Origin of the sequence: Candidatus Kosakonia sp. 282A-S69 (assembly GCF_029433855.1) — a bacterium.
Classification (GTDB): Bacteria; Pseudomonadota; Gammaproteobacteria; order Enterobacterales; family Enterobacteriaceae; genus Kosakonia; species Kosakonia cowanii_A.
The window spans coordinates 154,569-179,507 of sequence record NZ_JAROAU010000001.1 but is presented as its reverse complement, the minus strand read 5'-3'; the positions used below and the strand labels follow the sequence as shown (position 1 = coordinate 179,507).

25 protein-coding genes are annotated in these 24,939 nt (G+C 55.9%); 15 read left to right on the top strand and 10 right to left on the bottom strand.

Features of this window, described 5'->3' with window-relative positions:
- Positions 1-368: 368 nt before the first annotated feature.
- Positions 369-1,667, top strand: a complete 1,299-nt coding sequence (locus tag PU683_RS00810) for an MFS transporter (RefSeq protein WP_277169671.1) — start codon at positions 369-371, stop codon at positions 1,665-1,667.
- Here PU683_RS00810 and PU683_RS00805 read toward each other — a convergent pair.
- The 5 genes from PU683_RS00805 to trxC all read right to left on the bottom strand — a co-directional run bounded on the left by PU683_RS00805 (position 1,664) and on the right by trxC (position 7,384).
- Positions 1,664-1,987 carry a YfiM family lipoprotein gene (locus PU683_RS00805; RefSeq protein ID WP_277169670.1) on the bottom strand — a complete coding sequence of 108 codons (324 nt, stop codon included), beginning with the start codon at positions 1,985-1,987 and terminating at the stop codon, positions 1,664-1,666. The genes PU683_RS00810 and PU683_RS00805 overlap by 4 nt on opposite strands.
- A 47-nt stretch (positions 1,988-2,034) precedes the next feature.
- Positions 2,035-3,390, bottom strand: a complete 1,356-nt coding sequence (pssA, locus tag PU683_RS00800) for a CDP-diacylglycerol--serine O-phosphatidyltransferase (RefSeq protein ID WP_277169669.1) — start codon at positions 3,388-3,390, stop codon at positions 2,035-2,037.
- 113 nt (positions 3,391-3,503) lie between these two features.
- Positions 3,504-6,164, bottom strand: coding sequence for a bifunctional acetate--CoA ligase family protein/GNAT family N-acetyltransferase (locus PU683_RS00795; RefSeq protein WP_277169668.1), 2,661 nt, complete (start codon positions 6,162-6,164; stop codon positions 3,504-3,506).
- Positions 6,165-6,196: 32 nt separating this feature from the next.
- Positions 6,197-6,895 carry a tRNA-uridine aminocarboxypropyltransferase gene (locus PU683_RS00790; RefSeq protein WP_277169667.1) on the bottom strand — a complete coding sequence of 233 codons (699 nt, stop codon included), beginning with the start codon at positions 6,893-6,895 and terminating at the stop codon, positions 6,197-6,199.
- A gap of 69 nt (positions 6,896-6,964) precedes the next feature.
- Complete coding sequence (trxC, locus tag PU683_RS00785) at positions 6,965-7,384, bottom strand: thioredoxin TrxC (protein WP_277169666.1); 420 nt, start codon at positions 7,382-7,384, stop codon at positions 6,965-6,967.
- A gap of 204 nt (positions 7,385-7,588) precedes the next feature.
- Here trxC and PU683_RS00780 point away from each other — a divergent pair, with 204 nt between their 5' ends.
- A complete protein-coding gene (locus PU683_RS00780; RefSeq protein WP_277169665.1) occupies positions 7,589-8,683 on the top strand; it encodes a tRNA/rRNA methyltransferase in 1,095 nt (364 codons plus the stop codon).
- Between the two features lie 125 nt (positions 8,684-8,808).
- On the opposite strand, the gene ung is transcribed toward PU683_RS00780, so the two are convergent.
- Positions 8,809-9,498 (bottom strand): uracil-DNA glycosylase, encoded by a 690-nt coding sequence (gene ung, locus PU683_RS00775; protein WP_277169664.1) that lies wholly within the window; start codon positions 9,496-9,498, stop codon positions 8,809-8,811.
- Positions 9,499-9,813: 315 nt separating this feature from the next.
- Between ung and grcA the strand changes: the two genes are divergently transcribed.
- Positions 9,814-10,197, top strand: a complete 384-nt coding sequence (gene grcA / locus PU683_RS00770; protein WP_023481164.1) for an autonomous glycyl radical cofactor GrcA — start codon at positions 9,814-9,816, stop codon at positions 10,195-10,197.
- A gap of 42 nt (positions 10,198-10,239) precedes the next feature.
- Here the strand turns inward: grcA and srmB are convergent, their stop codons facing one another.
- Positions 10,240-11,574: an ATP-dependent RNA helicase SrmB gene (srmB, locus tag PU683_RS00765; protein ID WP_277169663.1), complete on the bottom strand. Its 1,335-nt coding sequence runs from the start codon at positions 11,572-11,574 to the stop codon at positions 10,240-10,242.
- Between the two features lie 130 nt (positions 11,575-11,704).
- Here srmB and trmN point away from each other — a divergent pair, with 130 nt between their 5' ends.
- Positions 11,705-12,442 (top strand): tRNA(1)(Val) (adenine(37)-N(6))-methyltransferase TrmN, encoded by a 738-nt coding sequence (gene trmN, locus PU683_RS00760; RefSeq protein WP_277169662.1) that lies wholly within the window; start codon positions 11,705-11,707, stop codon positions 12,440-12,442.
- On the opposite strand, the gene nadB is transcribed toward trmN, so the two are convergent.
- The gene (gene nadB / locus PU683_RS00755) at positions 12,427-14,046 is read right to left on the bottom strand and encodes an L-aspartate oxidase (protein WP_277169661.1); all 1,620 of its coding nucleotides are present in this window, start codon (positions 14,044-14,046) and stop codon (positions 12,427-12,429) included. The two genes, trmN and nadB, sit on opposite strands and share 16 nt — an antisense overlap.
- A 417-nt stretch (positions 14,047-14,463) precedes the next feature.
- Here nadB and rpoE point away from each other — a divergent pair, with 417 nt between their 5' ends.
- The 11 genes from rpoE (at position 14,464) to acpS (ending at position 23,776) form a co-directional block, all read left to right on the top strand.
- Entirely contained in the window at positions 14,464-15,039 is a 576-nt protein-coding gene (rpoE, locus tag PU683_RS00750) for an RNA polymerase sigma factor RpoE (protein WP_277169660.1), read from the top strand.
- A 31-nt stretch (positions 15,040-15,070) separates the two neighbouring features.
- Positions 15,071-15,721: an anti-sigma-E factor RseA gene (gene rseA / locus PU683_RS00745; protein ID WP_277169659.1), complete on the top strand. Its 651-nt coding sequence runs from the start codon at positions 15,071-15,073 to the stop codon at positions 15,719-15,721.
- Positions 15,721-16,674: a sigma-E factor regulatory protein RseB gene (gene rseB / locus PU683_RS00740; protein ID WP_277169658.1), complete on the top strand. Its 954-nt coding sequence runs from the start codon at positions 15,721-15,723 to the stop codon at positions 16,672-16,674. Before rseA ends, rseB begins: the two co-directional genes overlap by 1 nt.
- Positions 16,671-17,150, top strand: coding sequence for a SoxR-reducing system protein RseC (gene rseC, locus PU683_RS00735; protein ID WP_277169657.1), 480 nt, complete (start codon positions 16,671-16,673; stop codon positions 17,148-17,150). The genes rseB and rseC overlap by 4 nt, the downstream gene beginning before the upstream one ends.
- A 144-nt stretch (positions 17,151-17,294) precedes the next feature.
- A complete protein-coding gene (gene lepA / locus PU683_RS00730) occupies positions 17,295-19,094 on the top strand; it encodes a translation elongation factor 4 (RefSeq protein WP_277169656.1) in 1,800 nt (599 codons plus the stop codon).
- 15 nt (positions 19,095-19,109) lie between these two features.
- Positions 19,110-20,084, top strand: coding sequence for a signal peptidase I (gene lepB / locus PU683_RS00725; protein ID WP_023481224.1), 975 nt, complete (start codon positions 19,110-19,112; stop codon positions 20,082-20,084).
- Positions 20,085-20,292: 208 nt separating this feature from the next.
- Positions 20,293-20,973: a ribonuclease III gene (rnc, locus tag PU683_RS00720; protein ID WP_076768826.1), complete on the top strand. Its 681-nt coding sequence runs from the start codon at positions 20,293-20,295 to the stop codon at positions 20,971-20,973.
- Positions 20,970-21,881 carry a GTPase Era gene (gene era / locus PU683_RS00715; RefSeq protein WP_277169655.1) on the top strand — a complete coding sequence of 304 codons (912 nt, stop codon included), beginning with the start codon at positions 20,970-20,972 and terminating at the stop codon, positions 21,879-21,881. Before rnc ends, era begins: the two co-directional genes overlap by 4 nt.
- A 10-nt stretch (positions 21,882-21,891) precedes the next feature.
- Positions 21,892-22,599, top strand: a complete 708-nt coding sequence (gene recO / locus PU683_RS00710; RefSeq protein WP_277169654.1) for a DNA repair protein RecO — start codon at positions 21,892-21,894, stop codon at positions 22,597-22,599.
- 65 nt (positions 22,600-22,664) lie between these two features.
- On the top strand, positions 22,665-23,396 hold the full coding sequence (gene pdxJ / locus PU683_RS00705; protein WP_277169653.1) for a pyridoxine 5'-phosphate synthase: 732 nt from the start codon (positions 22,665-22,667) through the stop codon (positions 23,394-23,396).
- Positions 23,396-23,776, top strand: a complete 381-nt coding sequence (acpS, locus tag PU683_RS00700; RefSeq protein ID WP_277169652.1) for a holo-ACP synthase — start codon at positions 23,396-23,398, stop codon at positions 23,774-23,776. Before pdxJ ends, acpS begins: the two co-directional genes overlap by 1 nt.
- Here the strand turns inward: acpS and PU683_RS00695 are convergent.
- On the bottom strand, positions 23,773-24,033 hold the full coding sequence (locus PU683_RS00695; protein ID WP_277169651.1) for a YfhL family 4Fe-4S dicluster ferredoxin: 261 nt from the start codon (positions 24,031-24,033) through the stop codon (positions 23,773-23,775). The genes acpS and PU683_RS00695 overlap by 4 nt on opposite strands.
- 56 nt (positions 24,034-24,089) lie before the next feature.
- Positions 24,090-24,938 carry a MurR/RpiR family transcriptional regulator gene (locus tag PU683_RS00690; protein ID WP_277169650.1) on the bottom strand — a complete coding sequence of 283 codons (849 nt, stop codon included), beginning with the start codon at positions 24,936-24,938 and terminating at the stop codon, positions 24,090-24,092.
- Position 24,939 lies beyond the last annotated feature (1 nt).

Here is a 24,939-nt window from a genome sequence, read left to right as displayed (position 1 = left end):
CAGAAGTGAAACGCCGTAGCGCCGATGGTAGTGTGGGGTCTCCCCATGCGAGAGTAGGGAACTGCCAGGCATCAAATAAGCCGGAAGCCTCATGCGAAAGCATGAGGCTTTTTGCTTCGCTCATTACACCCGTGCTACCTTACTGAAAAACATCACTTAATCTAAACTTCTCTCACTAAGCCGCAACGAAATATTATTATTATCGCACTCGCCTGGTCATAATCTTAATTAGATACCTTCCTAAGCCAAATGAGATGTTCGTCACCTTTTGGTTATAACAAAGATGTAACATTTCACTCTTTTGTCCACATTGAGCAGGGACTTTCGCTCTAAAAATAATACTTATTGTAAGCAGGAGTAACATTCGAATGGCTGAAAACAGCATGAAAAACAGTCAATCGCTCACCAGTAGCGATACGCGGCGCCGGGTATGGGCTATTGTCGGCGCCTCATCGGGTAATCTGGTCGAGTGGTTCGATTTTTACGTCTATTCTTTTTGCTCCCTCTATTTCGCGCACATCTTTTTTCCGGCAGGCAATACCACAACTCAACTTCTGCAGACCGCCGGTGTCTTTGCCGCGGGTTTCCTGATGCGCCCTATCGGCGGCTGGCTATTCGGCCGTATTGCCGATCGACATGGGCGTAAAAGATCGATGCTGATATCAGTCTGCATGATGTGTTTAGGCTCATTAGTGATTGCGTGCTTACCGGGGTATGAAACCATCGGTACGTGGGCACCAGCATTACTGCTGTTGGCACGTCTTTTTCAGGGGCTCTCGGTCGGAGGTGAGTACGGCACAAGCGCGACCTATATGAGTGAAGTGGCAGTAGAAGGGCGCAAAGGTTTTTATGCCTCATTTCAGTATGTCACCCTGATTGGCGGACAACTGCTGGCACTACTGGTTGTGGTGATCCTGCAGCAGGTAATGGAGGAGTCGGAACTCAGAGCCTGGGGGTGGCGTATCCCTTTCGCGCTCGGTGCAGCGCTGGCTATTGTCGCGCTGTGGTTACGCCGCCAGCTGGATGAAACCTCTCAGCAGGAAGTGCGTGCGCTGAAAGAGGCCGGTTCCATGAAAGGATTATGGCGCAACCGCAAAGCGTTCCTGATGGTGCTTGGTTTTACGGCCGGTGGCTCGCTCACCTTCTACACCTTTACTACTTATATGCAGAAATACCTGGTCAACACAGCGGGTATGCATGCGAATGTAGCCAGCGTCATCATGACCGTGGCGCTGTTCCTCTTTATGCTGATCCAGCCGATTATCGGCGCGTTATCCGATCGCATTGGTCGACGCACCTCCATGCTGCTGTTTGGCGGGCTGGCGACCATCTGTACGGTACCGATCCTTACAGCACTGCACAGCGTCACCTCACCCTATGCCGCTTTCGCGCTCGTTATGCTGGCGCTGGTGATTGCCAGTTTCTACACCTCTATCAGTGGGATATTAAAAGCGGAGATGTTTCCGGCGCAGGTGCGTGCTTTAGGCGTTGGCTTATCTTACGCCGTGGCGAATGCGGTGTTTGGCGGATCGGCTGAATACGTGGCGCTGTCGTTAAAATCGGTCGGTTTCGAGACGGCTTTTTTCTGGTACGTCACCGTGATGGGCGCACTGGCATTTCTGGTCTCGCTGATGCTGCACCGCAAAGGAAAGGGCATACGGCTTTAATGTTCAGCCAGTTGCCACACGGCGTAGCCCGTTGTGGCACCGGCGACATCCCAGGCAAAATCTTTCCAGCTCCAGCCGCTCCCCGCCGGGCGGCTGTCCCACAGCTCTTTCGAGGCACCAAGGCTTACCGAAAACATCACACCGAAAAGGGCGCTGCGATCGCGGCTGATGCCCTGATGTTGAGCATATTCATTGCCTGCGGCAGAAAGCATAGCAGAGGCCAGAAAGTGCTGCGCTTTGTCCTGGCCACTCCAGCTGTCGTTTGCCATATGGCTACAGCCAGTTAATAAGAGGATACCGAGCAGAAAGGCTTTGTTCATACGCAGAGACCTGAAAAAAAGCCCCGTCACAGGACAGGGCTTTAATGTTAGAGGATCCGGCTGATCAGTTTATCGATACGGATACGGCGCAAGCGACGAATAAGCTTACGCACTTTCACCGGGTATTCGGCGATGCTTTGCAGATCGCGATAGTGGTTAACCACCGTCGTATGGGTGCGGATAAGTTCCAGCTCTTTATCACGCTTCGCCGCCAGCTGCTGTTTCGGATCGTGGATCAATACTGCGTTTTCCAGATCCAGACGCCATGCGCGCGGGTTGAGGTTATTACCCGTCAGCAGCATCCACTCATCATCGACCCACATCCCTTTCAGGTGGTAACTGTTATCGCCATCTTTCCACAGGCGAACCACAAGCTGATCGGTATTAACGTAGTACTGCAGGCGGCTCAGGAAGCGGCGCAGGTTAATCTCATAGAGATAGGGCAGCGCGCCGATGATTTTAAATGGCTCATCTTCCGGAATGAAAAAATCATTCGCCGTTTTATCGCCAACGATAATCTCCACCTTTTTCCCATCGCGCAGCAACTGGATAATGTTGCGAACTAACACCGCCGGCAGGTTGAAGTACGGAGTACAGATGGTCAGTTTCTGCTCTGCACAGGGCATAAGATGGAAAATCGTTTTGTTCAGCAGGCTCGACTTTCCGAGACCGACCAGCGGGGTAACTGCCAGTTCATCGTTGCTGGCATTGCCCTCAAAATGGAACGAGGCATCGCGCAACGCCTGGCGGAACTGGCGAATATCGTTTTTAATTTCCGGGCTTTTCGGCCGCGCTGGATCGTCCAGTCGATTAACGCCGCGTCCGTGAATCAGGTTTGTCTCCAGCCAGCTACGCATCACTTCTGCCATCTGCGGATTGCGGATCAGCTGATAGCGGTCATAGCGGTATTTATCATGCTGATGGAGATAGACATCATTGAGGCTCGCGCCGCTGTAGAGCACCGCGTCATCAATAATAAAACCTTTGAAATGGAGAACGCCGAGGGCTTCGCGCGTATTCACGGGAACGCCATAAACAGGAACATCAACGCCGGGATTCTCCTGCGCCAGACGGCAGTACCAGTCAGCGTTGGTGTTCGACGCCGCCGCACCAATGCGGCCACGCTGGGCGCGATGCCAGTCAACCATCACGCGTACGTCCAGCTCCGGACGCTGGCGTTTTGCTTCATACAGCGCGTTCATTACGCCTTTCCCGCCATCGTCCTGTTCCAGATACAGAGCGATGATATAGATTTGGCGCGTCGCACTCGCTATCCGGGCAAGCAACGTCTCCCTGAAATCGGCCGGTGAGTAGAAGAACTCTACCTCATCAACTGACTGAGAAAGCTTGGGGAGTTGGGCAAGGTGTTGTTGATGTTTATTACGCTTAAATTTTGACAACATCACAGTGCGTTTCTTCTCTGTTTATTGAAGGGTCTTCTGTACCATGCAGACGACATAAGCGGGCAATAATAACACCGTGTCCACTAAAGTGGTCAACATTTCCAGTACCTTACTCAGGATAGCGCCGTCTGTGCCAGAGGAAGCGAAAGCCCTACAATTCCATCTTCCAGCTGGATATCGACATCAAATCCCAGTTTACGCGCCAGCGTCACCATACCGCGATTATTGGGCATAGTAATACCATTCAAACGCTTAAGTCCGTGATCCCGGGTATAGGCGATAAGTTTTTCCAGCAGACGCCGCCCAAGCCCAAGACCTTTTAAATCAGAACGCACCAACACGGAAAATTCGGCATCAATGTTATCCGGATCGGATATCGCACGGGTTACGCCGAGGATCTCTTCCCCCTGCTCCGTGCGGCGTACTGCGACAAATGCCATTTCCCGATCGTAGTCGATTTGCGTCATATTCGCTAAATCATCATGGGTAAATTCGTTGATCTCGCTAAAGTAACGGTAATAGAGATCCTCCTTCGTTACCCGCGAGATAAATTGCTGAAGCAAAGGCTCATCTTCCGGCAGGATCGGGCGGAACAGGCAGTGTTCGCCGTTTTTCATCGTCACCTGCTCTTCGAGATATTGCGGATAGGGGCGGATCGCCAGCCGCGCTTCGCCATTCTCGCTGGCCGCCGCTAACGTCATTGAGACATCCAGCGCTGTGAATTCGCTGCCGGACGCCAGCAGAGGGTGAATATCGAGCCGCGCGATCTCCGGGCAATCAATAATCAGATTGGAGACCTGCACCAGAAACTGGCTCAGCCCGGCAATATCCAGCGAGCGTAAAGCGCTGCGGCCGCGGATCTTCTTACGCTTAATCGCCTGAATGACCAGATAGCGGGCGAGGTTCATATTGAGCGGCGGCAACGCCACCGCAGCCTGATCTTCTGCCCGCCACTCGACGCCCCCTTCACCCAGCATAATCAGCGGGCCGAACACCGGGTCATGTTCCACCACCACTCGCAGCTCCTGCGCGCCTGCGCGGTTCGCCATGCTCTGCACCTGCAAACCCTGAATACGCGCCTGCGGCCAGTTGAGCTTAACCCGCTCAATAATGGCATCCGCTGCCTGTTGCACTTCGCTGGCAGTGCGCAGATAGAGCATCACCCCCTGCACCTCGGATTTATGCGGAATATCGGGCGAGCGCAGCTTTAGCGCGACGGGGTAGCCAATCTGGCCGGCAATATGCACCGCTTCGGCACTGTCGCCAGCAATCCAGGTGGGCAGCGTTTGCAGCCCCCAGGCACGCAAAATCGGCTGAACTTCATGGGTATCAAGCGTCGTTGCGCCATCGGCCAGCGCCTGTTGCAGGAGATTCCGCGCATCGGCAGTATCTGCCGTCAGGCGCAGGGAGAGCGCCGGGGTTTCACGCAGTTGCTTCTGGTTACGGCGGTACTCAACCATATGCATAAAGGCGGTAATCGTCCCTTCCGGTGTACGGTAAGTTGGCAAACCCGCTTCGCTGAAGAGCCGACGCGCCTCCTGTGACGAGAACTCACCGCACCAGTTAGTCAGCACAGTGACGTACTTACCGCGCGGGTGTTTTTTCAACACCTCTATCAACGACAGTGCGCTTTCGCTGCCCGGTGCCGCGGCGCTGGGCGCGTGAATCACCATCAAGGCATCGTAATCGTGGCTGTTAAGCAGGATGTTGAGCGCGGCGGCGTAACGCTCGCTGCTGGCATCATCGCGCAGATCGAGCGGGTTTCCGGCGGCGACGGATTCTGGCAGCGCTGCAGAGAGTTGCGCCAGTGTCTCTTCGCTCAACGTTGCCAGCTTGCCATTGCGTAACCAGAGCTGATCCAGTGCCAGCGCAGCAGGTGCCGCTCCGTTGCTGATAATCATCAGCCGCTCGCCGCGCAGCGGGCGCATGTGACTCAGCGTCTCGACAGCGGAGAAAAGTTCATGGGTATCCTGTACGCGCAGCAGTCCGGCGCGCTGGATTGCCGCATCCCAGGCGGGATCGAGCCCGGCGTGCGCATGCAGCAAGCGCTGCGCTTCGGGGCTGCGGCCACTCTTGATCACCAGAATCGGTTTGTTGCGCGAGGCGCTGCGGGCAGCGGAGACGAAACGGCGCGCGTCGCTGAGATGCTCAAGGTAGAGCAGGATGGCGCTGGTCTTGCTGTCGCGGGCCAGGAAATCGAGCAGCTCATCAACGTCGATATCGAGGCTATCGCCGAGCGCGATAAAGTAGGAGAACCCCATCTCGCGCTGCTGCGCCCAGTCAAGAATGGTATTGGAGACGGCGGCGGACTGGGAAATAAACGCCAGCTTGCCGCGCATAATCGGTACCGGCGAGAAACTGGCGTTCAGACCCTGCCAGGGAGCGAGCAGGCCTAAGCTGTTTGGACCCAGCAGGCGCATCTGATAGCGGCCTGCGCAGGCAAGGAGATCGGCATGTTGTTCCGGCGGAGCCGAGAGAATAATGCAGGTTTTACACCCTTTTTCGCCAAGCGCTTTTAGCAGCGTCAGGTTGCGTTTCGCATGGGTGCAGAGCACCGCGAGATCGGGGGTAAAAGGGAGGCTGGCGACATCTGGCCAGGCGAGCACGCCCTGCACGGCTTTATAGGCGGGCGTAACCGGCAGCACCGGCCCGGCAAAGCCGCCGGCGAGAAGATTACGCATCATTAGAAAACCAGCGCGATCCGGTTTCATGGATGCGCCGATAACGGCAATCGAACGGGGACGTAATAACGCTTCCAGGCCTCGCTGGCTCATACCGGCCTCCACAAGTGAGTGATCGGATGATTTTAAATGCTTTCTTCCGCTTTTGCTGTGACGGTGGACGAATGATGCGGTTTCCCGGCCAGATAGCGCTCACGAAACAGCGTGAAATGAGCGCCCAACGCCTGCGCTGCGGCGTTATCACCGGCCAGATCGAGCAAGGCAATGGCTACTTCCGCCGTGCAGTATTGATCCTCGGCGTGCGCTTCCCGCAGGCGATAAGCAGACACCCGCGACAGATCGACAGAGATAATTGGCAGAGCATCAAGATAGGGACTTTTACGGAACATCTTGCGCGCCTCGGTCCATGTGCCGTCGAGCATAATAAACAGCGGCGGCTTTCCTGCGGGCGGCGCGCTCAGCACCTGTCGTTCACTGCCAGCATAAGAGGCGGGAAACACCACCATCGGTTGATACACATCGCTGGTGCATAAATCGATAAGATCCTGCGGTGGTTCGGTGCGCGACCACTGAAACGCCAGCGTATCGGGCAGCACATCGGCGATTAAACGCCCGGTATTGCTCGGTTTCATCGGCTCGGTATCGAACATCACCAGGCAGAAGCGGCTGGCAGCAGCGGTTGGCTTTAAGGTCGCGCACAGGCAGTTGCGCAGCGGCAGCAGACAGCGCTGACAGCGACGGATACGGTTACCGCGGGCGAGAAAAGGGCGGGTCGATCGGGCAAGGCGCTCAGCGCGGAGTTTGAGAACGGCGTTATCAGTCATGGCGGTCGCACAGGAAAAACGCCATTGTCGCAGAGGTAAAAACGGGGCACAAGATGCGCCCCGGCGGGATCAGAGAGATTCGTTCAGCCAGCTGTCGAACGGCGCTTTCGGCACCGCGCCGCTCAGCATGTCTACCACTTCGCCATTTTTGAACAACATAATGGTCGGAATGCTGCGAATGCGAAAACGCGCGCTCAGTTCACGTTCTGCTTCGGTATTAACCTTCACAAAACGCACCTGGCCACTGCGCTCTTCCGCGACATCTTCAAAGATCGGCGCAAAGCTACGGCATGGGCCGCACCACGGCGCCCAAAAATCGACGACCACCGGCAGATCGTCTTTCAGGAGTTTATCAAGCGTTTCGCTGGTGGCATTGATCACGTCGCCATCGAAGAGCTCATGCCCGCAACGCCCACATTTCGCAGCATCATGCATGCGCTCTTGTGGAATACGGTTCAACGCCTGGCAGCTTGCACATACGGTATTCATAACTAACCTCAGGAAAGCGGTGGTACACAGCGGCATGATGCCGTTATGTTTCTACAATGTTACGTATTATTGATGTACAGGTTTTAAACAACAACGTGGTTTATTCAATGAGTACAATAGTCGCTGGCTTTTGAATGAATTAATGGCGAAGCGTCGGCACATCAGGTAATCTGCGCGCTTCGCGCAGCGCTGGTGGAGAAAAGCATGAACGATGAGTTAAAGAACAAGAGCGGCAAGGTCAAAGTGATGTATGTCCGCAGTGATGATGATTCCGATAAACGAGGTCATAACCCGCGTACCGGGAAAGGGCCTGCACGTACCGGAAACGCTTCCCGCAATGACAGAAGTCGCCCGGGCCGTGACGACAAAGGTCGTTCTGCACGTGATGACAGAGGTGGTCGTCCGCAACGCGATGAGAGAAGCCGCGCACCACGCGATGATTACAGCGCCCGGGGTGATTCTCCGTGGCGCACCGTGTCACGCGCACCTGGCGATGAAACGCCGGAGAAGCCGGATCACGGCGGCATTAGCGGTAAAAGCTATATCGATCCTGAAGTATTGCGCCGTCAGCGCGCAGAAGAGACGCGCGTGTATGGCGAAAACGCCTGCCAGGCGCTGTTCAGCAGCCGTCCGGAGTGCATCGTGCGCGCCTGGTTTGTGCAGAGCGTTACGCCACGCTTTAAAGAAGCGCTGCGCTGGATGGCGGCCAACCGTAAGGCGTACCACGTGGTTGATGAGCAGGAGCTGGCAAAAGCGTCTGGCACCGAGCACCACGGCGGCGTCTGCTTCCTGATCAAAAAACGCAACGGTTTGAGCGTTGATAAGTGGGTGGCGAGCGCAGGTGAAGAGGATTGCGTACTGGCGCTGGAAGATGTGGGTAACCCACACAACCTCGGCGCGATTATGCGTAGCTGCGCGCACTTTGGCGTGAAAGGCGTGGTGTTGCAGGATGCGGCAGTAATCGAGTCCGGTGCTGCGGTACGTACTGCAGAGGGTGGGGCGGAACACGTCCAGGCGATCACCGGCGAGAGCTTTGTCGGCGCGCTTGAAGCATTCCGCCAGGCGGGTTACGCGCTGGTGACGACATCCAGCCATAACGGCACGCCGCTATTCAACGCTGAGCTGCCGAAGAAAATGGTGCTGGTGTTAGGCCAGGAGCGTGATGGTATTTCCGATGAAACACTGTCGCGCGCCGATCTGAGCGTCTCCATTGAGGGCACCGGCAACGTTGAAAGCCTCAACGTTTCGGTCGCAACCGGCGTGTTGCTCGCCGAGTGGTGGCGTCAGAATAAGGCGTAAGGTTTTACTGGTCGGGTGACGCGAGCGCTTACCCGGCCTTTACCTGCTTTTCGATTTAAACTCTCCGCACTCTTTCGTAGGCCGGATAAGGCATTGCCCCCTATCCGGCACGTTTCCTGTATCCCCTATTCGCTTTCCGCTGGCAGTTCCGGCATCCAGTTAATCGGCTTTTCACCGTGCTGCTCCAGCCACTCATTCGCCAGCACAAAATGGTTGCAGCCAAAAAAGCCGCGATGCGCCGAAAGCGGCGAAGGGTGCGGCGCGGTCAGCACATGGTGGCGTTTCCTGTCGATAATCGCCCCTTTCTTCTGCGCATGCGATCCCCACAGCAAAAAGACTACGCCTTCACGGTGCTCATTAATCAGGCTAATTACTTTATCGGTAAAGGTTTCCCAGCCGAGGCTGGCGTGGGAGTGCGCCTGCCCGGCACGCACGGTAAGCACGGTATTAAGCAACAACACGCCCTGGCGCGCCCAGCTTTCAAGATAACCGTGATTAGGACGGATAAACCCCGGCACGGTTTTCTCTAACTCTTTGTACATATTCAATAACGAAGGGGGAACAGCGACGCCGGGCCGCACGGAAAAGGCCAGCCCGTGCGCCTGACCAGGGCCATGATAGGGATCCTGCCCAAGGATCACGACTTTCACATCGCCAAGCTCGGTAAAACGAAAGGCGTTGAAGACATCTTTCTGCGGCGGATAGATCGTCGCGCCGGCCTGGCGTTCAGCGGCCACGGTGTTAAGGGTGTTCACAAAGTAGGGCTGCTGTTTCTCTTCTGCCAGTACATCATGCCATGTCAATGAAGTCGTCATCCCGATCTCCTGCAAAGTTGGTTTGCCGTAGCTTAACTGCTTCCTTCTCCAGAACAAAATTAGCCACGCCGGCATACGCTTTCTGGCTAAAAAATAGTTGAAAAGTTACGTGATTTTTTAGTGCGACGGTTGGGCATAAATTGATATAAAACAAGAACAAACCCCAATAGCCATTTTTGCTGTATGGTTTTTATTGACTAAAATCAAAGAATGGCCCGGTAGGGGCTGGTATATAAACACCCAGACAACAATGGTTTTACCAATTGGCCGGCCTGCATCCGGTCAATTACCTAATCTGCCTAAGGGAGGCTAATCATGATTACGGGTATCCAGATTACAAAAGCTGCTAATGACGATCTGTTGAACTCATTCTGGTTGCTGGATAGCGAAAAAGGCGAAGCACGCTGCGTCTGCGCGAAAGCGGGTTTCGCTGAAGATGATGTCGTTGCGGTAAGCAAACTGGGCGACATCGAATACCGTGAAATTCCGATGGAAGTGCAGCCGGAAGTACGCGTTGAGGGTGGCCAGCATCTGAACGTTAACGTGCTGCGTCGTGAAACGCTGATGGACGCCGTTGAGCATCCGGAAAAGTATCCGCAGCTGACTATTCGTGTTTCCGGTTACGCAGTGCGTTTCAACTCGCTGACGCCGGAACAGCAGCGCGACGTTATCGCTCGTACCTTTACTGAAAGCCTGTAATCACAGGCAGCAATAAAAACGCCGGGTCTCCCCGGCGTTTTTTTACTCGTCGCTCTTCTGTTGTTCGCTGCCCGCCGAGCTCGGCTTGCGGCGCTTACCAATGTTTTTGGTATCGCGATGGCGTTTCTTAACGCGCGGCTTCTCTTTATCTTTCTCTTTTTTCTTCTCTTCGCGCTTCGCTAAGGCTTTTTTCGACGGCTTGCCATTCAGCTTTTCACTTGGCGGACGGCTTGTCGGGCGCAGCTCATCGATGACGCGTGCTTTCAGCGGCTCTTCAACGTAACGGCCAACTTTGCCCAGCAGCAGGTGATCGTGCGCTTCGACCAGAGAAATGGCGATGCCCTTACGGCCTGCGCGACCGGTACGGCCGATACGGTGCAGGTAAGTGTCACCGCTGCGCGGCATATCGAAGTTAATCACATGGCTGACATCGGGAATATCAATCCCGCGCGCGGCAACGTCGGTTGCTACCAGCACATTGACGCGACCATCAGTCAGGCGCTTAATCGCTTCGTTACGCTTGATCTGTACCATCTCGCCTTCGAGATAGCAGTTGTTAATGCCCGCTTCGCGCAGCCAGGTTGCCAGTTCATGCACGCGTTCACGCTTACGCACAAAGACAATAGTGCGGGTGGCGTCCGGCTGTTTCAGCAGGTGGACCAGGAGCGCGGTTTTGTGCTGCACATCATCGGCACGGTAGTACCATTGATGAATTTTTTTACGCTCGCGGGTCGATGGCGTGGCGGAGACCTCAACCGGATCTTCCAGCAGGCGCTCGGCAAAATCTTTGATCGCATCGCCTTCCAGCGTGGCAGAGAAGAGCATCGTCTGTTTACGCCAACGCGTTTCACCAGCAATAGTCTCAATATCCTGCGCAAAGCCCATGTCCAGCATGCGGTCCGCTTCGTCAAGAATCAGCGTCTCAACCGCGCGGCAGTCGAAGTTCTCTTCTTTTATATACTGCAGCAGGCGGCCAGTGGTAGCGACCACGATATCCTGGTTTTCACTGAACACTTCGGCGTGGTTCATATACGCCACGCCACCAGTAATAGTAGCGATATCAAGATGGGTGTTAACCGCCAGTTCACGCGCGTGGTCGGCAACCTGCATCGCCAGCTCGCGGGTTGGCGTCAGGATCAGGATACGCGGCGGGCCAGATTTCTTACGCGGAAAGTCCAGAAGGTGTTGCAACGCCGGCAGCAAATAGGCTGCGGTTTTACCTGTCCCGGTGGGCGCAGAACCGAGGACATCACGCCCTTCAAGCGCAGGCGGAATGGCAGCTGCCTGTATAGCGGTGGGGCGTGTAAAGCCTTTATTCTGGAGCGCGTCCAGAAGGCTGTCGTCAAGTTCAAGTTCGGAAAAAGTCGTTACAGTCATGTTCTACCTCTGTGTGGGGCGCTGATTATAGACGTTACGGCTGCAATCTTCATCTGTTGTCTGCTTATCACTTTTCTGACGCTACGCTTTCCCCTATGCTACTGCGGTTTTCCGTTTTGAGGTTGTAAAGATGTCTCAGCCAAAGGCTCAGCTTCGCCGCGATGGTTTCACGTTTAAATCTTTTTTTGTCGCGCATGACCGCTGTGCCATGAAAGTCGGTACCGATGGCGTGATGTTAGGCGCCTGGGCTCCCGTCTCCCGTGCCCGTCATATTCTTGATATCGGTAGCGGCAGCGGTTTATTGGCGCTGATGCTGGCGCAGCGTACCGCAGCCGATGTCGCTCTCGATGCGGTTGAGCTTGATGAGCAGGCGGCAGGGCAGGCGCAGGAGAACGTGCAGGCATCGCCTTGGGCGGATCGCATCCGCGTCCACTGCGCCGATATTCACGCCTGGAGCCAGCAGAACACCGCGCGTTTTGATCTCATCGTCAGCAACCCGCCCTATTTTGAAGAGGGCGTTAAGTGCGCCACGCCTGAGCGCGACCGCGCGCGCTACACCACCACTCTCGATCACCAGACGTTACTGGAGATCGCCGCCACGCTTATCACCGAAGAGGGGTTTTTCTGTGTGGTGCTGCCGGTGGAGACCTGCGAGGGTTTTAGCGAGAAAGCGCGGCAGCTCGGCTGGCATTTGCGTCTGCGTACCGATGTCGCAGAAACGGAAGGACGCTTGCCGCACCGCGTGCTGCTGGCCTTCTCGCCGCGACAGGGCGAACTCTTTGCCGACAGGCTGGTGATCCGCGGCGCGGATCAGCGCTATTCAGAAAGCTATAGCGCGCTGACCCAGGCTTTCTATCTCTTTATGTAGCTTTGCGGCGAGAGCACCGTTGGCCCGGATTCCGGCAGTTGATGCGGATAATCAAGTGTGTAGTGCAGGCCGCGGCTCTCTTTGCGCATCATTGCGCAGCGCACAATCAGCTCCGCCACCTGCACCAGGTTGCGCACTTCAAGCAGGTTATTCGACACACGGAAGTGCGCGTAATACTCGTCGATCTCCTGTTGTAGCAAGTTAATGCGGCGTAACGCCCGCTCAAGGCGTTTGGTGGTGCGTACAATCCCGACGTAATCCCACATAAATAGCCGCAGCTCATGCCAGTTATGTTGCAGGATCACCCGCTCGTCGGCGTTATCGACGCGGCTCTCATCCCATGCCGGTAACGCGGGCACGCTTTCGATGTTCGGCATCCGACAGGCAATATCTTCAGCGGCTGACCAGCCATAGACCAGACACTCCAGCAGTGAGTTAGAGGCCATGCGATTAGCGCCGTGCAGCCCGCTGTAGCTCACTTCGCCGACCGCATAGAGACCATCAACATCGGTGCGGCCACGATCGTCAATCATCACACCGCCACAGGTGTAGTGCGCCGCGGGCACAATGGGCACCGGCTCTTTAGTCAGATCGATGCCGAGGCCAAGCAGCTTCTCGTAAATCATCGGGAAGTGGTGGCGCACAAACTCAGGCGGTTTATGGCTGATATCCAGATACATGCACTCTACGCCGAGGCGTTTCATTTCATGATCGATGGCGCGCGCCACGACATCGCGCGGAGCGAGTTCGCCGCGCGGGTCGAAGTCAGGCATAAAACGCGTGCCGTCCGGGCGTTTCAGATGTGCACCTTCGCCGCGTAGTGCTTCCGTCAGCAGAAAGTTACGTGCCTGCGGGTGAAACAGCGCAGTGGGGTGAAACTGATTAAATTCGAGATTTGCCACCCGGCAACCCGCGCGCCAGGCCATGGCGATGCCGTCGCCGGAGGCGATATCGGGATTGGTGGTGTACTGATAGACCTTTGATGCGCCGCCGGTCGCCAGCACCACCGCTTTTGCGCGACAGGTCTCTACCTGCTCTTTATTGCGGTTCCACACCCATGCGCCCACCACCCGGCGCGTACCAGGCAGGCCAATTTTGTCGGAGATAATCAGATCAACCGCATTGGTGCGCTCAAGCAGGCGAATATTCGGGTGGCTCATCGCCTGGCTTACCAGTGTATTCTCCACCGCTTTACCCGTTGCATCAGCAGCATGAAGAATACGGCGATGACTGTGCCCACCTTCGCGGGTAAGGTGATAACTGGCATCGCCGCTTTCGCTCAGCTCCGTATCAAACATTACGCCCTGATCGATGAGCCACTGCACGCAGTTTTGCGCATGGCTGGCGACAAACTCCGCCGCGTGGCGATCCACAATCCCAGCCCCGGCAATCAGCGTATCTTCAACATGGGAGGCGATGCTGTCGGTTTTATCAAACACTGCGGCAATACCACCCTGCGCGTAGAGTGTTGACCCTTCGTTGACCGGCCCTTTGCTTAAAACGATAACGGAGTGGTGCGCCGCCAGACGTAACGCAACGGAAAGACCCGCCGCACCGCTGCCAATCACCAGCACATCACAGGAGAGTTCAGAAGTTGTTTGCATAGTGTGTTTAATTTACTAAACAAGTGTTGCCCGAGAATAGCACCACCCGCGCAGCAAATGCACATTTTTTTATTTTGTGTATTAAGCACTAAACATGAAGGGCGTCATCGTCGGAATAAAGGCGACAGAAACGAAGAAATGGCTGTTCGTTTACTAAGGTGTATTAAGGATGAAAAAAAAGCATTAGTGCGGTAATCTCTGGCGATCTTAAGGTCTTTTCTTTGAGAACAGGGTGCATGTGGTGGGCAGACTTATAATGAGTGATAACGAAAGTTCTGCGCAACCCTGCACAAAAACAAAGGCGTGACGGAACTTTCTTACCGGTCTGCTCTCTAATTGGCTGCTTGCTCATAATGCAGTTTTGGAGTGGCGTTCTGGCTACGCGTGGAAATGGGTTTTGGGGAGACTTTACCTCGGATGAGCGAGCAGTTAACGGATCAGATTCTTGTTGAAAGGGTCCAGAAGGGAGATCAGAAAGCCTTTAACTTACTGGTGGTGCGCTACCAGCACAAAGTGGCGAGTCTGGTTTCCCGTTATGTCCCTTCAGGCGATGTGCCTGACGTAGTGCAAGAGTCCTTTATTAAAGCCTATCGCGCGCTTGATTCTTTCAGGGGGGATAGCGCTTTTTATACCTGGCTCTACCGTATTGCTGTGAATACAGCGAAAAATTACCTGGTTGCTCAGGGGCGCAGGCCGCCCTCCAGCGATGTGGATGCGAATGAAGCGGAAAACTTTGAGAGCGGCGGCGCGCTGAAAGAAATTTCGAACCCTGAGAACTTAATGTTGTCAGAAGAACTGCGACAAATTGTTTTCCGCACTATTGAGTCTCTCCCGGAGGATTTACGTATGGCAATTACGTTACGGGAGCTGGATGGCCTAAGCTATGAAGAGATAGCGGTCATCATGGATTGCCCGGTGGGTACAGTTCGTTCTCGTATCTTCCGCGCGCGGGAAGCCATTGATAATAAAGTTCAACCGCTTATCAGGCGTTGACGATAGCGGGATACTGGAAAAGGTATTAGGCATGCAGAAAGAAAAACTTTCCGCTTTAATGGATGGTGAGACGCTGGATAACGAACTGCTCAGTGAGCTGTCCCGTGATCCAGAAATGCAGCGAACCTGGGAGAGTTATCACCTCATCCGTGATTCAATGCGTGGCGACACTGCCGACCTGCTGCATTTCGATATCTCAGATCGGGTTATGGCTGCGATTGAGAGTGATGCCGTACAACCTGCGACGCCGCTCATCCCTGAAGCACAGCCGGCACCGCAGCAATGGCAGAATATGCCCTTCTGGCATAAAGTGCGCCCGTGGGCGAGTCAGCTTACCCAGATGGGCGTTGCGGCCTGTGTATCGTTAGCTGTCATTGTTGGCGTTCAGCACTATAATGGCCAGGCTGAATCAACCCAGCAGCCCGAAGCGCCAGTGTTCAACACACTGCCGATGATGGGCAAAGCCAGCCCGGTGAGCCTGGGCGTTCCGGCTGATGCAACGGCCAGTGCCGGTCAGCAGCAGCAGGTTCAGGAACAGCGTCGTCGCATCAATGCGATGCTGCAGGATTACGAACTGCAACGCCGTCTTCACGCTGAGCAGCTTCAGTTTGAACAGGCGCAGACTCAGCAGGCCGCTGTCCAGGTGCCAGGAAATCAAACCTTAGGAACGCAATCGCAGTAATGAAGCAACTTTGGTGTGCCCTCTCTTTTGTGGCTGCTGGTCTACTTTGCTCAACTAACGCCTCGGCTGATGTTTCATCCGGGGCGTTGTTACAGCAGATGAATGTAGCGAGCCAGTCCCTCAATTACGAACTCTCCTTTATCAGCATCAACAAACAGGGTGTCGAATCGCTGCGCTATCGTCATGCGCGCCTCAACAACCAGGCGCTTGCGCAGCTGTTGCAGATGGATGGCCCGCGCCGCGAAGTGGTGCAGCGCGGCAATGAGATCAGCTACTTCGAGCCCGGCCTCGAGCCCTTCACGCTCAACGGTAACTACATCGTTGATTCTCTGCCGTCGCTGGTCTATACCGACTTTAAACGCCTCTCGCCGTACTATGACTTTATCTCCGTCGGGCGCACGCGCATTGCCGACAGGCTGTGTGAGGTTATCCGCGTTGTGGCACGTGACGGTACGCGCTATAGCTACATTGTCTGGATGGATGAAGAGAGCCGGTTGCCGATGCGCGTCGATCTGCTCGATCGTGATGGCGAGACCCTTGAGCAGTTCCGCGTGATCGCCTTTAACGTCAATGGTCAGGTGAGCGACAGCATGCAAACGCTGGCGAAAGCGAGCCTGCCGCCGCTGCTCTCGGTGCCGACGGGCGACAAAGTGAACTTTAACTGGGTGCCGTCATGGCTGCCGCAGGGCTTCACCGAAGTTGCCAGTAGTCGCCGGCAGCTTCCGACCGTTGATGTGCCCGTCGAGTCACGCCTCTACTCCGATGGATTGTTCAGCTTCTCGGTCAATATCAACCGTGCGAACCAGAACAGCAGCGACCAGATGCTGCGCACCGGTCGACGCACCGTCAGCACCACCGTGCGTGACAACGCCGAAATTACCATCGTGGGCGAGTTGCCGCCGCAAACGGCAAAACGCATTGCAGATAACGTCAAATTCAGGGCCGCGCAATGATTAAAGAGTGGGCAACCGTCGTCTCCTGGCAACATGGCCAGGCGCTGGTCGAATGTGACGTGAAAGCCTCCTGCAGCAGCTGCGCCTCGCGCGCCGGCTGCGGCAGCCGCGTACTCAACAAGCTTGGTCCCCAAACTACCCATACGATCGCTGTCCCTTGCGCTGAGCCGCTGGAGCCGGGGCAGAAAGTGGAGCTGGGCATTGCCGAAAGCAGCCTGCTGGGTTCCGCAGTATTAGTCTACATGACGCCGCTGCTTGGCCTGTTTCTCATGGGCGCGCTGTTTCAGACACTTTTCGGTAACGATATGGCGGCGTTTTCCGGTGCCGTGCTGGGCGGAATCGGCGGTTTTCTGCTGGCACGCGGTCTCTCGCCAAAGCTTGCTACCCGTAGTGAATGGCAGCCCATAATCCTCAGCGTCGGCCTGCCGCCGAACCTTATCCGCGTCGATGACGCATCCGCTGAAAGCCGTCCCTGATCCTGCCTGTTACTGCTTACAAAGCGTGGGCGGTTTGAGCATTTCCCCGCGTTGTGGTTGTAGTGTAGAATGCGGCGTTTCAGTACATTGACGTCAGGCGCGAACAGGCCTCTTAGTTACTCGTAAGGCATAAAATCTCACTCTATGAAGAATATTCGTAACTTTTCGATCATCGCTCACATCGACCACGGTAAATCGACGCTGTCTGACCGTATTATTCAGATTTGCGGTGGTCTTTCCGATCGCGAAATGGCAGCCCAGGTGCTGGACTCCATGGATCTTGAGCGCGAACGCGGCATTACCATTAAAGCCCAGAGCGTGACGCTGGATTACAAAGCCACCGATGGCGAAACCTATCAACTGAACTTTATCGACACCCCGGGTCACGTCGACTTCTCCTACGAAGTCTCCCGCTCGCTGGCCGCCTGTGAAGGTGCGCTGCTGGTGGTTGATGCAGGCCAGGGCGTGGAAGCGCAGACACTGGCGAACTGCTACACCGCGATGGAGATGGATCTGGAAGTGGTGCCGGTGTTAAACAAAATCGACCTGCCGGCTGCCGATCCTGAGCGCGTGGCGGAAGAGATTGAAGATATTGTCGGCATCGACGCCACCGATGCGGTGCGCTGCTCGGCGAAAACCGGCGTTGGTGTACCTGACGTGCTCGAGCGCCTCGTGCGCGACATTCCGCCGCCGGAAGGCGATCCTGACGCTCCGCTGCAGGCGCTGATCATCGACTCCTGGTTCGATAACTACCTCGGCGTGGTCTCGCTGGTGCGTATTAAAAACGGCACCATGCGTAAAGGCGACAAAATCAAAGTGATGAGCACCGGGCAGGTCTATAACGCTGACCGTCTCGGTATCTTCACGCCGAAGCAGATCGACCGTACCGAACTGAAGTGCGGCGAAGTAGGCTGGTTAGTCTGCGCCATCAAAGATATCCTCGGCGCGCCGGTAGGGGATACCCTGACCGCTGCCCGTAACCCGGCAGACAAAGCGCTGCCCGGCTTTAAAAAGGTGAAACCGCAGGTTTACGCCGGTCTCTTCCCGGTCAGCTCCGACGACTATGAGAACTTCCGTGACGCCCTCGGCAAGCTGAGCCTCAACGATGCCTCTCTGTTCTATGAACCGGAAAGCTCCACCGCGCTCGGCTTCGGTTTCCGCTGCGGCTTCCTTGGCCTGCTGCATATGGAGATCATCCAGGAGCGTCTGGAGCGTGAATACGATCTCGACCTCATCACCACGGCACCGACCGTTGTGTATGAAGTGCAGACCACCAACAAAGAGGTGATCTACGTCGACAGCCCTTCCAAGCTGCCGCCGCTGAACAACATCGAAGAGCTGCGCGAGCCGATCGCCGAGTGTCATATGCTGCTGCCGCAGGAGTTCCTCGGCAACGTTATCACGCTCTGTATCGAAAAACGTGGCGTGCAGACCAACATGGTTTACCACGGTAAACAGGTAGCGCTGACCTACGAAATCCCAATGGCGGAAGTGGTGCTCGACTTCTTTGACCGTCTGAAGTCCACCTCGCGCGGCTACGCCTCGCTGGATTACAACTTCAAGCGTTTCCAGGCCTCCAACATGGTACGCGTTGACGTGCTGATCAATGGCGAGCGCGTGGATGCGCTGGCGCTGATCACCCACAACGATAACGCGCCATATCGCGGCCGCGAACTGGTCGAAAAGATGAAAGATCTGATCCCGCGTCAGCAGTTTGATATCGCGATCCAGGCGGCGATCGGCAACCACATTATTGCCCGCTCAACCGTGAAGCAGCTGCGTAAAAACGTGCTGGCGAAGTGCTACGGCGGTGACGTCAGCCGTAAGAAAAAGCTGTTGCAGAAACAGAAAGAGGGTAAGAAACGCATGAAGCAGGTCGGTAACGTCGAGCTGCCGCAGGAAGCGTTCCTCGCCATTCTCCATGTTGGCAAAGAGAGCAAATAACCTAAAGGAGTTGGCATGGCGAACATGTTTGCCCTGATCCTGGTGATCGCGACGCTGGTGACGGGTTTTTTATGGTGCCTGGATAAGTTTATTTTTGCACCGAAACGCCGGGAGCGTCAGGCCGCTGCGCAGGCAGCGACGGGCGATGCGCTTGATGCGAAGACGCTGAAAAAAGTTGGTCCGAAACCGGGCTGGCTGGAGACGGGCGCCTCGGTCTTTCCGGTGCTGGCAATTGTGCTGGTGGTGCGTTCATTTATCTATGAACCCTTTCAGATCCCGTCAGGCTCCATGATGCCAACGCTTCTGATCGGCGATTTTATTCTGGTGGAGAAGTTTGCCTACGGCATCAAAGATCCTATTTACCAGAAAACGCTGATCGAAACCGGTCATCCGAAACGCGGCGACATAGCGGTATTTAAGTATCCGGACGATCCGCGTCTGGATTACATCAAGCGTGTGGTCGGCCTGCCGGGCGATAAAGTGAGCTACGATCCGGTGACTAAACAGGTTACCGTGCAGCCAAATTGCAGTTCTGGTCAGGCGTGTGGCAATGCGCTGCCTGTAACCTACAGCAATGTGGAAGAGAGCGATTTTGTGCAGACCTTTGGCCGTCGTAACGGCGGCGAAGCGAGCAGCGGCTTCTTCCAGATGGCAAAAGGGCAGAGCATGGCAGACGGTGTGCGGCTCACCGAGCGTAAAGAGACGCTGGGCGACGTAACGCACCGCATTCTCAACGTACCTATCGCGCAGGATCAGCTCGGTATTTACTACCGTCAGCAGAACCAGCCGCTGGCCACCTGGATTGTGCCGCCGGGTCACTACTTTATGATGGGTGACAACCGCGATAACAGCGCAGACAGCCGCTACTGGGGCTTTGTTCCGGAAGCCAATCTGGTTGGGCGCGCGACGGCAATCTGGATGAGTTTCGAGAAACAGGAAGGTGAATGGCCGACAGGCGTGCGCCTGAATCGTATCGGCGGAATTCATTGATTCAGCGGGGCGTAATTACGCTTATTGCGCCCCGAATTATTTCCAGGATTATTCCCTTCTTACTAACGACATCCCTCCTCGTTGCGTATAGAATATTCCCCCGAAGTTTAAGGCTGGCCCTCCGGGTGCCACAGCACACGAAACCGCGTTGGTTCTTCAGGTCGGTTTCGTGTGCTGCATTGTTGACGCATTTATTTATTGGTAACGCATGAACCCCATCGTAATTAATCGGCTTCAGCGGAAGCTGGGCTACACTTTTCAACATCACGATCTGTTGCAGCAGGCTTTAACTCACCGCAGCGCCAGTAGCAAACATAACGAGCGGCTCGAATTTCTCGGCGACTCAATTTTAAGTTTTGTGATCGCCAATGCCCTCTATCACCGTTTCCCACGCGTGGATGAAGGTGACATGAGCCGCATGCGCGCAACGCTGGTACGCGGCAATACGCTGGCAGAAATCGCCCGCGAATTTGAACTGGGCGAGTGCCTGCGCCTCGGGCCGGGTGAGTTGAAAAGCGGCGGCTTTCGTCGTGAATCGATTTTAGCGGATACCGTAGAAGCATTGATCGGCGGGGTATTCCTGGATAGCGACATCCAGACCGTTGAGCAATTGATCCTCAGCTGGTATCAGACGCGCCTCGACGAAATCAGTCCGGGCGATAAACAAAAAGATCCGAAAACGCGCCTGCAGGAGTTCTTGCAGGGTCGCCATCTGCCGCTGCCCTCCTATCTGGTGGTGCAGGTGCGTGGCGAAGCGCACGATCAAGAATTTACTATCCACTGCCAGGTCAGCGGCCTGAGCGAACCGGTGGTTGGCACGGGTTCCAGCCGTCGCAAGGCGGAGCAGGCTGCCGCCGAACAGGCGCTGAAAAAACTGGAGTTGGAATGAGCACTGAAACTGAAAACACCTACTGCGGATTTATCGCCATCGTTGGGCGTCCCAACGTCGGCAAATCCACACTGCTGAACAAGCTGCTCGGGCAGAAGATCTCGATCACCTCCCGTAAAGCGCAAACCACGCGCCACCGTATCGTCGGCATCCATACCGAAGGGGCTTACCAGGCGGTCTACGTCGATACCCCAGGTCTGCATATGGAAGAGAAGCGCGCCATCAACCGCCTGATGAACAAAGCGGCCAGCAGCTCTATCGGTGACGTTGAGCTGGTGATCTTCGTGGTTGAAGGCACGCGCTGGACGCCGGATGACGAGATGGTGCTTAACAAGCTGCGCGACGGCAAAGCGCCGGTGATCCTCGCGGTGAACAAAGTGGACAACGTGCAGGAGAAGGCCGATCTGCTGCCACACCTGCAATTCCTGGCAAGCCAGATGAACTTCCTCGACATCGTGCCGCTCTCTGCGGAAACCGGCACCAACGTCGACACCATCGCCAGCATCGTACGCAAACATCTGCCGGAAGCGATTCACCACTTCCCGGAAGATTACGTCACCGACCGCTCTCAGCGCTTTATGGCCTCTGAGATCATCCGTGAAAAGTTGATGCGTTTCCTTGGCGCAGAGCTGCCCTACTCGGTCACCGTGGAGATCGAGCAATTTATTACCAACGAGCGCGGCGGGTATGACATCAACGGGCTTATCCTCGTTGAGCGTGAAGGGCAGAAGAAGATGGTGATTGGCAACAAAGGCGCCAAAATCAAAACCATCGGCATCGAAGCCCGTAAAGATATGGAAGAGATGTTCGAAGCCAAAGTTCACCTTGAACTGTGGGTCAAAGTGAAATCGGGCTGGGCCGATGACGAGCGCGCGCTGCGCAGTCTCGGTTATGTCGACGATCTCTGAGTAACACCGAATGGAGGGATGGCAGCGTGCCTTCGTTCTTCATAGCCGTCCCTGGAGCGAAACCAGCTTAATGCTGGATCTCTTCACGGAAGAGTCCGGTCGTGTGCGCCTGGTTGCTAAAGGCGCACGCTCCAAACGTTCCAACCTCAAAGGTGCCTTACAGCCTTTTACGCCTCTGCTGGTGCGCTTTGGCGGGCGTGGTGAAGTCAAAACCCTGCGTAGCGCCGAAGCCGTCTCACTGGCGCTGCCGTTAAGCGGCATCACCCTCTACAGCGGTCTCTATGTCAACGAACTCATCTCCCGCGTGCTGGAGCATGAGACACGCTTCTCCGAACTCTTTTTTGATTACCTGCACTGTATCCAGGCGCTGGCCGGCGTCAGTGGCTCGCCGGAGCCGGTGCTGCGTCGCTTTGAGCTGGCGCTGCTCGGCCATCTCGGTTACGGCGTCGATTTTCTGCACTGTGCGGGGAGCGGTGAGGCGGTGGAAGATGGCATGACCTATCGCTACCGCGAAGAGAAGGGCTTTATCGCAAGCGTAGTGGTCGACAACACCACCTTCACCGGAAGACATTTACGCGCGCTCTCCGAGCGGGAGTTTCCGGACAGCGACACGCTGCGCGCCGCAAAGCGCTTTACCCGCATTGCCCTGAAGCCGTATCTTGGAGGCAAGCCGCTAAAAAGCCGGGAGTTATTCCGGCAGTTCGTACCTAAGCGCTAGCGGCAGGATCACAGACCAGGCGGGGCGAAGCCCGCGCCGGAAATTTTGCGAAACTGAGGATTGTCATGGCTGAATTACTGTTGGGCGTAAACATCGATCACATTGCCACTCTGCGCAACGCGCGCGGTACCGCCTACCCGGATCCGGTGCAAGCGGCCTTTATTGCCGAGCAGGCGGGAGCCGATGGCATTACCGTCCATCTGCGTGAAGATCGTCGCCATATTACCGACAGAGACGTGCGTATCCTGCGCCAGACGCTGCACACGCGCATGAACCTTGAAATGGCCGTTACCGATGAGATGCTGGCAATTGCGTGTGAAACCAGGCCGCACTTCTGCTGCCTGGTGCCGGAAAAACGTCAGGAAGTGACCACCGAAGGCGGGCTGGACGTGGCCGGTCAGCGCGACAAAATGCGCGATGCCTGCCAGCGCCTGGCGCAGGCGGGCATTCTGGTATCGCTGTTTATCGATGCTGATCACGCGCAGATCAAAGCCGCAGCGGAAGTGGGCGCGCCCTGGATCGAAATCCACACCGGCTGTTACGCGGATGCTGAAAACGAGGCCGCGCAGGCGAAAGAGCTGGAACGCATCGCCAATGCCGCGACCTATGCCGCCAGCCTTGGGCTGAAAGTGAACGCCGGTCACGGTCTGACCTACCACAACGTAAAAGCTATCGCCGCGCTGCCAGAGATGCACGAGCTGAATATCGGACACGCAATTATTGGCCGTGCGGTGATGAGCGGCCTGAAAGAGGCGGTGGCAGAGATGAAACGTTTGATGCTGGAAGCACGCGCATAATGGCGATCTTAGGCCTGGGCACCGATATCGTTGAGATCACACGCATTGAAGCCGTGGTCGCCCGCAGCGGCGATCGGCTGGCGAAACGCGTGCTCAGCCCTAATGAGTGGGCTCTCTACGAGGCGCATCAGCAGCCGGTGCGCTTTCTCGCCAAACGCTTTGCGGTGAAAGAGGCGGCGGCAAAAGCGCTCGGTACCGGCATTCGCAACGGCCTGGCGTTTAATCAATTCGAAGTGTTTAACGATGAGCTCGGAAAGCCGAGCCTGCGCCTGTGGGGGGAAGCCGAACGGCTGGCAGAGCGGATGGGCGTGCGTTCAGTGCATGTGACGCTGGCAGATGAGCGCCACTACGCCTGTGCGACGGTGATTATCGAGAGTTAGATTTTGTCGGAGTGATGCAGCAGCACAAACTTATCCCACAGCTGCTCTTCACTCTCCGGGTGTGCCGGATCTTTAAGGATGGTATTGGGGATCGGGCACACTTTCTGGCAGGTAGGCGTTTCGTAGTGGCCCACGCACTCGGTGCAGCGATCGCTGTTAATCTCATAAATGCTCTCGCCCAGCGAAATCGCCTCGTTCGGACACTCCGGCTCGCACATATCGCAATTGATGCATTTTTTGGTAATTAACAGCGCCATCAGGAAAATCTCAGAAACAACACAAACAGGGCGGGCATTATACGATGATTACCTGCTCAAACCAGTTTTTTTACCAGCTCCTCGCTGTGGCGAATGCGCTCCGGCGCATGCTCCAGATCCTGTTGTACCAGCGCCATAAAGAGCAGATCGGTCAGCATCATCTGAGCGCTGGTGGAGGAGATCGCCGCGCTGCGCGTCGCCTGTTCTTCCGCAATGGTGTAGAGCGAGTGGGTAGCGCGCTGTTGCAACGCATTGGGGGTAAAGCCGGTGATCGCGAGGATCTTTGCCCCGACGCGTAACGCTTCATCAGCCGCCATATTGATCTCGCGCCGTTCGCCCGAGTAGGAGACCGGCAGCAGCAGATCGCCCGGCTCCAGCGCCTGCACCGCCGCCAGCAGTGCGTGCATATCCTGTTCGACAATGGCGTTAAGGCCAATTTTCATCAGCTTCCAGCCAAAATTGCGCGCCACCAGGCCCGATGCGCCGATACCGGTCAGCACGATACGCTTTGACTCGCGCAGCAGGCGCACGCTCTCCAGCAGCTTCTCTTCACTGTTCACATCCAGCGAGGCGTGCATCGCGCTCTGGTACTCTTTAATCAGCTTCTCGCCGACGACGCGCAGGGCGTCATCGCCGCGAATTTTATTATGCACCGGCACGGAGTAAGGGTTGGGGTTACTGGCCAGCGCTTCGCTGATCGCCAGCTTCATCGCCGGGAAGCCTTTGAACTCCATCTTCTGCGCGAACTTCACCACGCTCGACTGGCTGACACCCGCTTCAGCCGCCAGCTGCTGCGAACTTAAATGGCGGGCGCGATCGGGGTTTTCGAGCAGAAATTCCGCCAGCTTTTTATCACTCTGCGCAAGGCCGGGATAACGCTGGCGAATGCGGATCAAACAGTTCATA

Bases quoted from the DNA above. Each gene is read 5' to 3' on its own strand.
- PU683_RS00810 (WP_277169671.1), top strand. From the start codon at position 369: ATGGCTGAAAACAGCATGAAAAACAGTCAATCGCTCACCAGTAGCGAT.
- PU683_RS00805 (WP_277169670.1), bottom strand. From the start codon at position 1,987: ATGAACAAAGCCTTTCTGCTCGGTATCCTCTTATTAACTGGCTGTAGC.
- pssA (WP_277169669.1), bottom strand. From the start codon at position 3,390: ATGTTGTCAAAATTTAAGCGTAATAAACATCAACAACACCTTGCCCAA.
- PU683_RS00795 (WP_277169668.1), bottom strand. From the start codon at position 6,164: ATGAGCCAGCGAGGCCTGGAAGCGTTATTACGTCCCCGTTCGATTGCC.
- PU683_RS00790 (WP_277169667.1), bottom strand. From the start codon at position 6,895: ATGACTGATAACGCCGTTCTCAAACTCCGCGCTGAGCGCCTTGCCCGA.
- trxC (WP_277169666.1), bottom strand. From the start codon at position 7,384: ATGAATACCGTATGTGCAAGCTGCCAGGCGTTGAACCGTATTCCACAA.
- PU683_RS00780 (WP_277169665.1), top strand. From the start codon at position 7,589: ATGAACGATGAGTTAAAGAACAAGAGCGGCAAGGTCAAAGTGATGTAT.
- ung (WP_277169664.1), bottom strand. From the start codon at position 9,498: ATGACGACTTCATTGACATGGCATGATGTACTGGCAGAAGAGAAACAG.
- grcA (WP_023481164.1), top strand. From the start codon at position 9,814: ATGATTACGGGTATCCAGATTACAAAAGCTGCTAATGACGATCTGTTG.
- srmB (WP_277169663.1), bottom strand. From the start codon at position 11,574: ATGACTGTAACGACTTTTTCCGAACTTGAACTTGACGACAGCCTTCTG.
- trmN (WP_277169662.1), top strand. From the start codon at position 11,705: ATGTCTCAGCCAAAGGCTCAGCTTCGCCGCGATGGTTTCACGTTTAAA.
- nadB (WP_277169661.1), bottom strand. From the start codon at position 14,046: ATGCAAACAACTTCTGAACTCTCCTGTGATGTGCTGGTGATTGGCAGC.
- rpoE (WP_277169660.1), top strand. From the start codon at position 14,464: ATGAGCGAGCAGTTAACGGATCAGATTCTTGTTGAAAGGGTCCAGAAG.
- rseA (WP_277169659.1), top strand. From the start codon at position 15,071: ATGCAGAAAGAAAAACTTTCCGCTTTAATGGATGGTGAGACGCTGGAT.
- rseB (WP_277169658.1), top strand. From the start codon at position 15,721: ATGAAGCAACTTTGGTGTGCCCTCTCTTTTGTGGCTGCTGGTCTACTT.
- rseC (WP_277169657.1), top strand. From the start codon at position 16,671: ATGATTAAAGAGTGGGCAACCGTCGTCTCCTGGCAACATGGCCAGGCG.
- lepA (WP_277169656.1), top strand. From the start codon at position 17,295: ATGAAGAATATTCGTAACTTTTCGATCATCGCTCACATCGACCACGGT.
- lepB (WP_023481224.1), top strand. From the start codon at position 19,110: ATGGCGAACATGTTTGCCCTGATCCTGGTGATCGCGACGCTGGTGACG.
- rnc (WP_076768826.1), top strand. From the start codon at position 20,293: ATGAACCCCATCGTAATTAATCGGCTTCAGCGGAAGCTGGGCTACACT.
- era (WP_277169655.1), top strand. From the start codon at position 20,970: ATGAGCACTGAAACTGAAAACACCTACTGCGGATTTATCGCCATCGTT.
- recO (WP_277169654.1), top strand. From the start codon at position 21,892: ATGGAGGGATGGCAGCGTGCCTTCGTTCTTCATAGCCGTCCCTGGAGC.
- pdxJ (WP_277169653.1), top strand. From the start codon at position 22,665: ATGGCTGAATTACTGTTGGGCGTAAACATCGATCACATTGCCACTCTG.
- acpS (WP_277169652.1), top strand. From the start codon at position 23,396: ATGGCGATCTTAGGCCTGGGCACCGATATCGTTGAGATCACACGCATT.
- PU683_RS00695 (WP_277169651.1), bottom strand. From the start codon at position 24,033: ATGGCGCTGTTAATTACCAAAAAATGCATCAATTGCGATATGTGCGAG.
- PU683_RS00690 (WP_277169650.1), bottom strand. From the start codon at position 24,938: ATGAACTGTTTGATCCGCATTCGCCAGCGTTATCCCGGCCTTGCGCAG.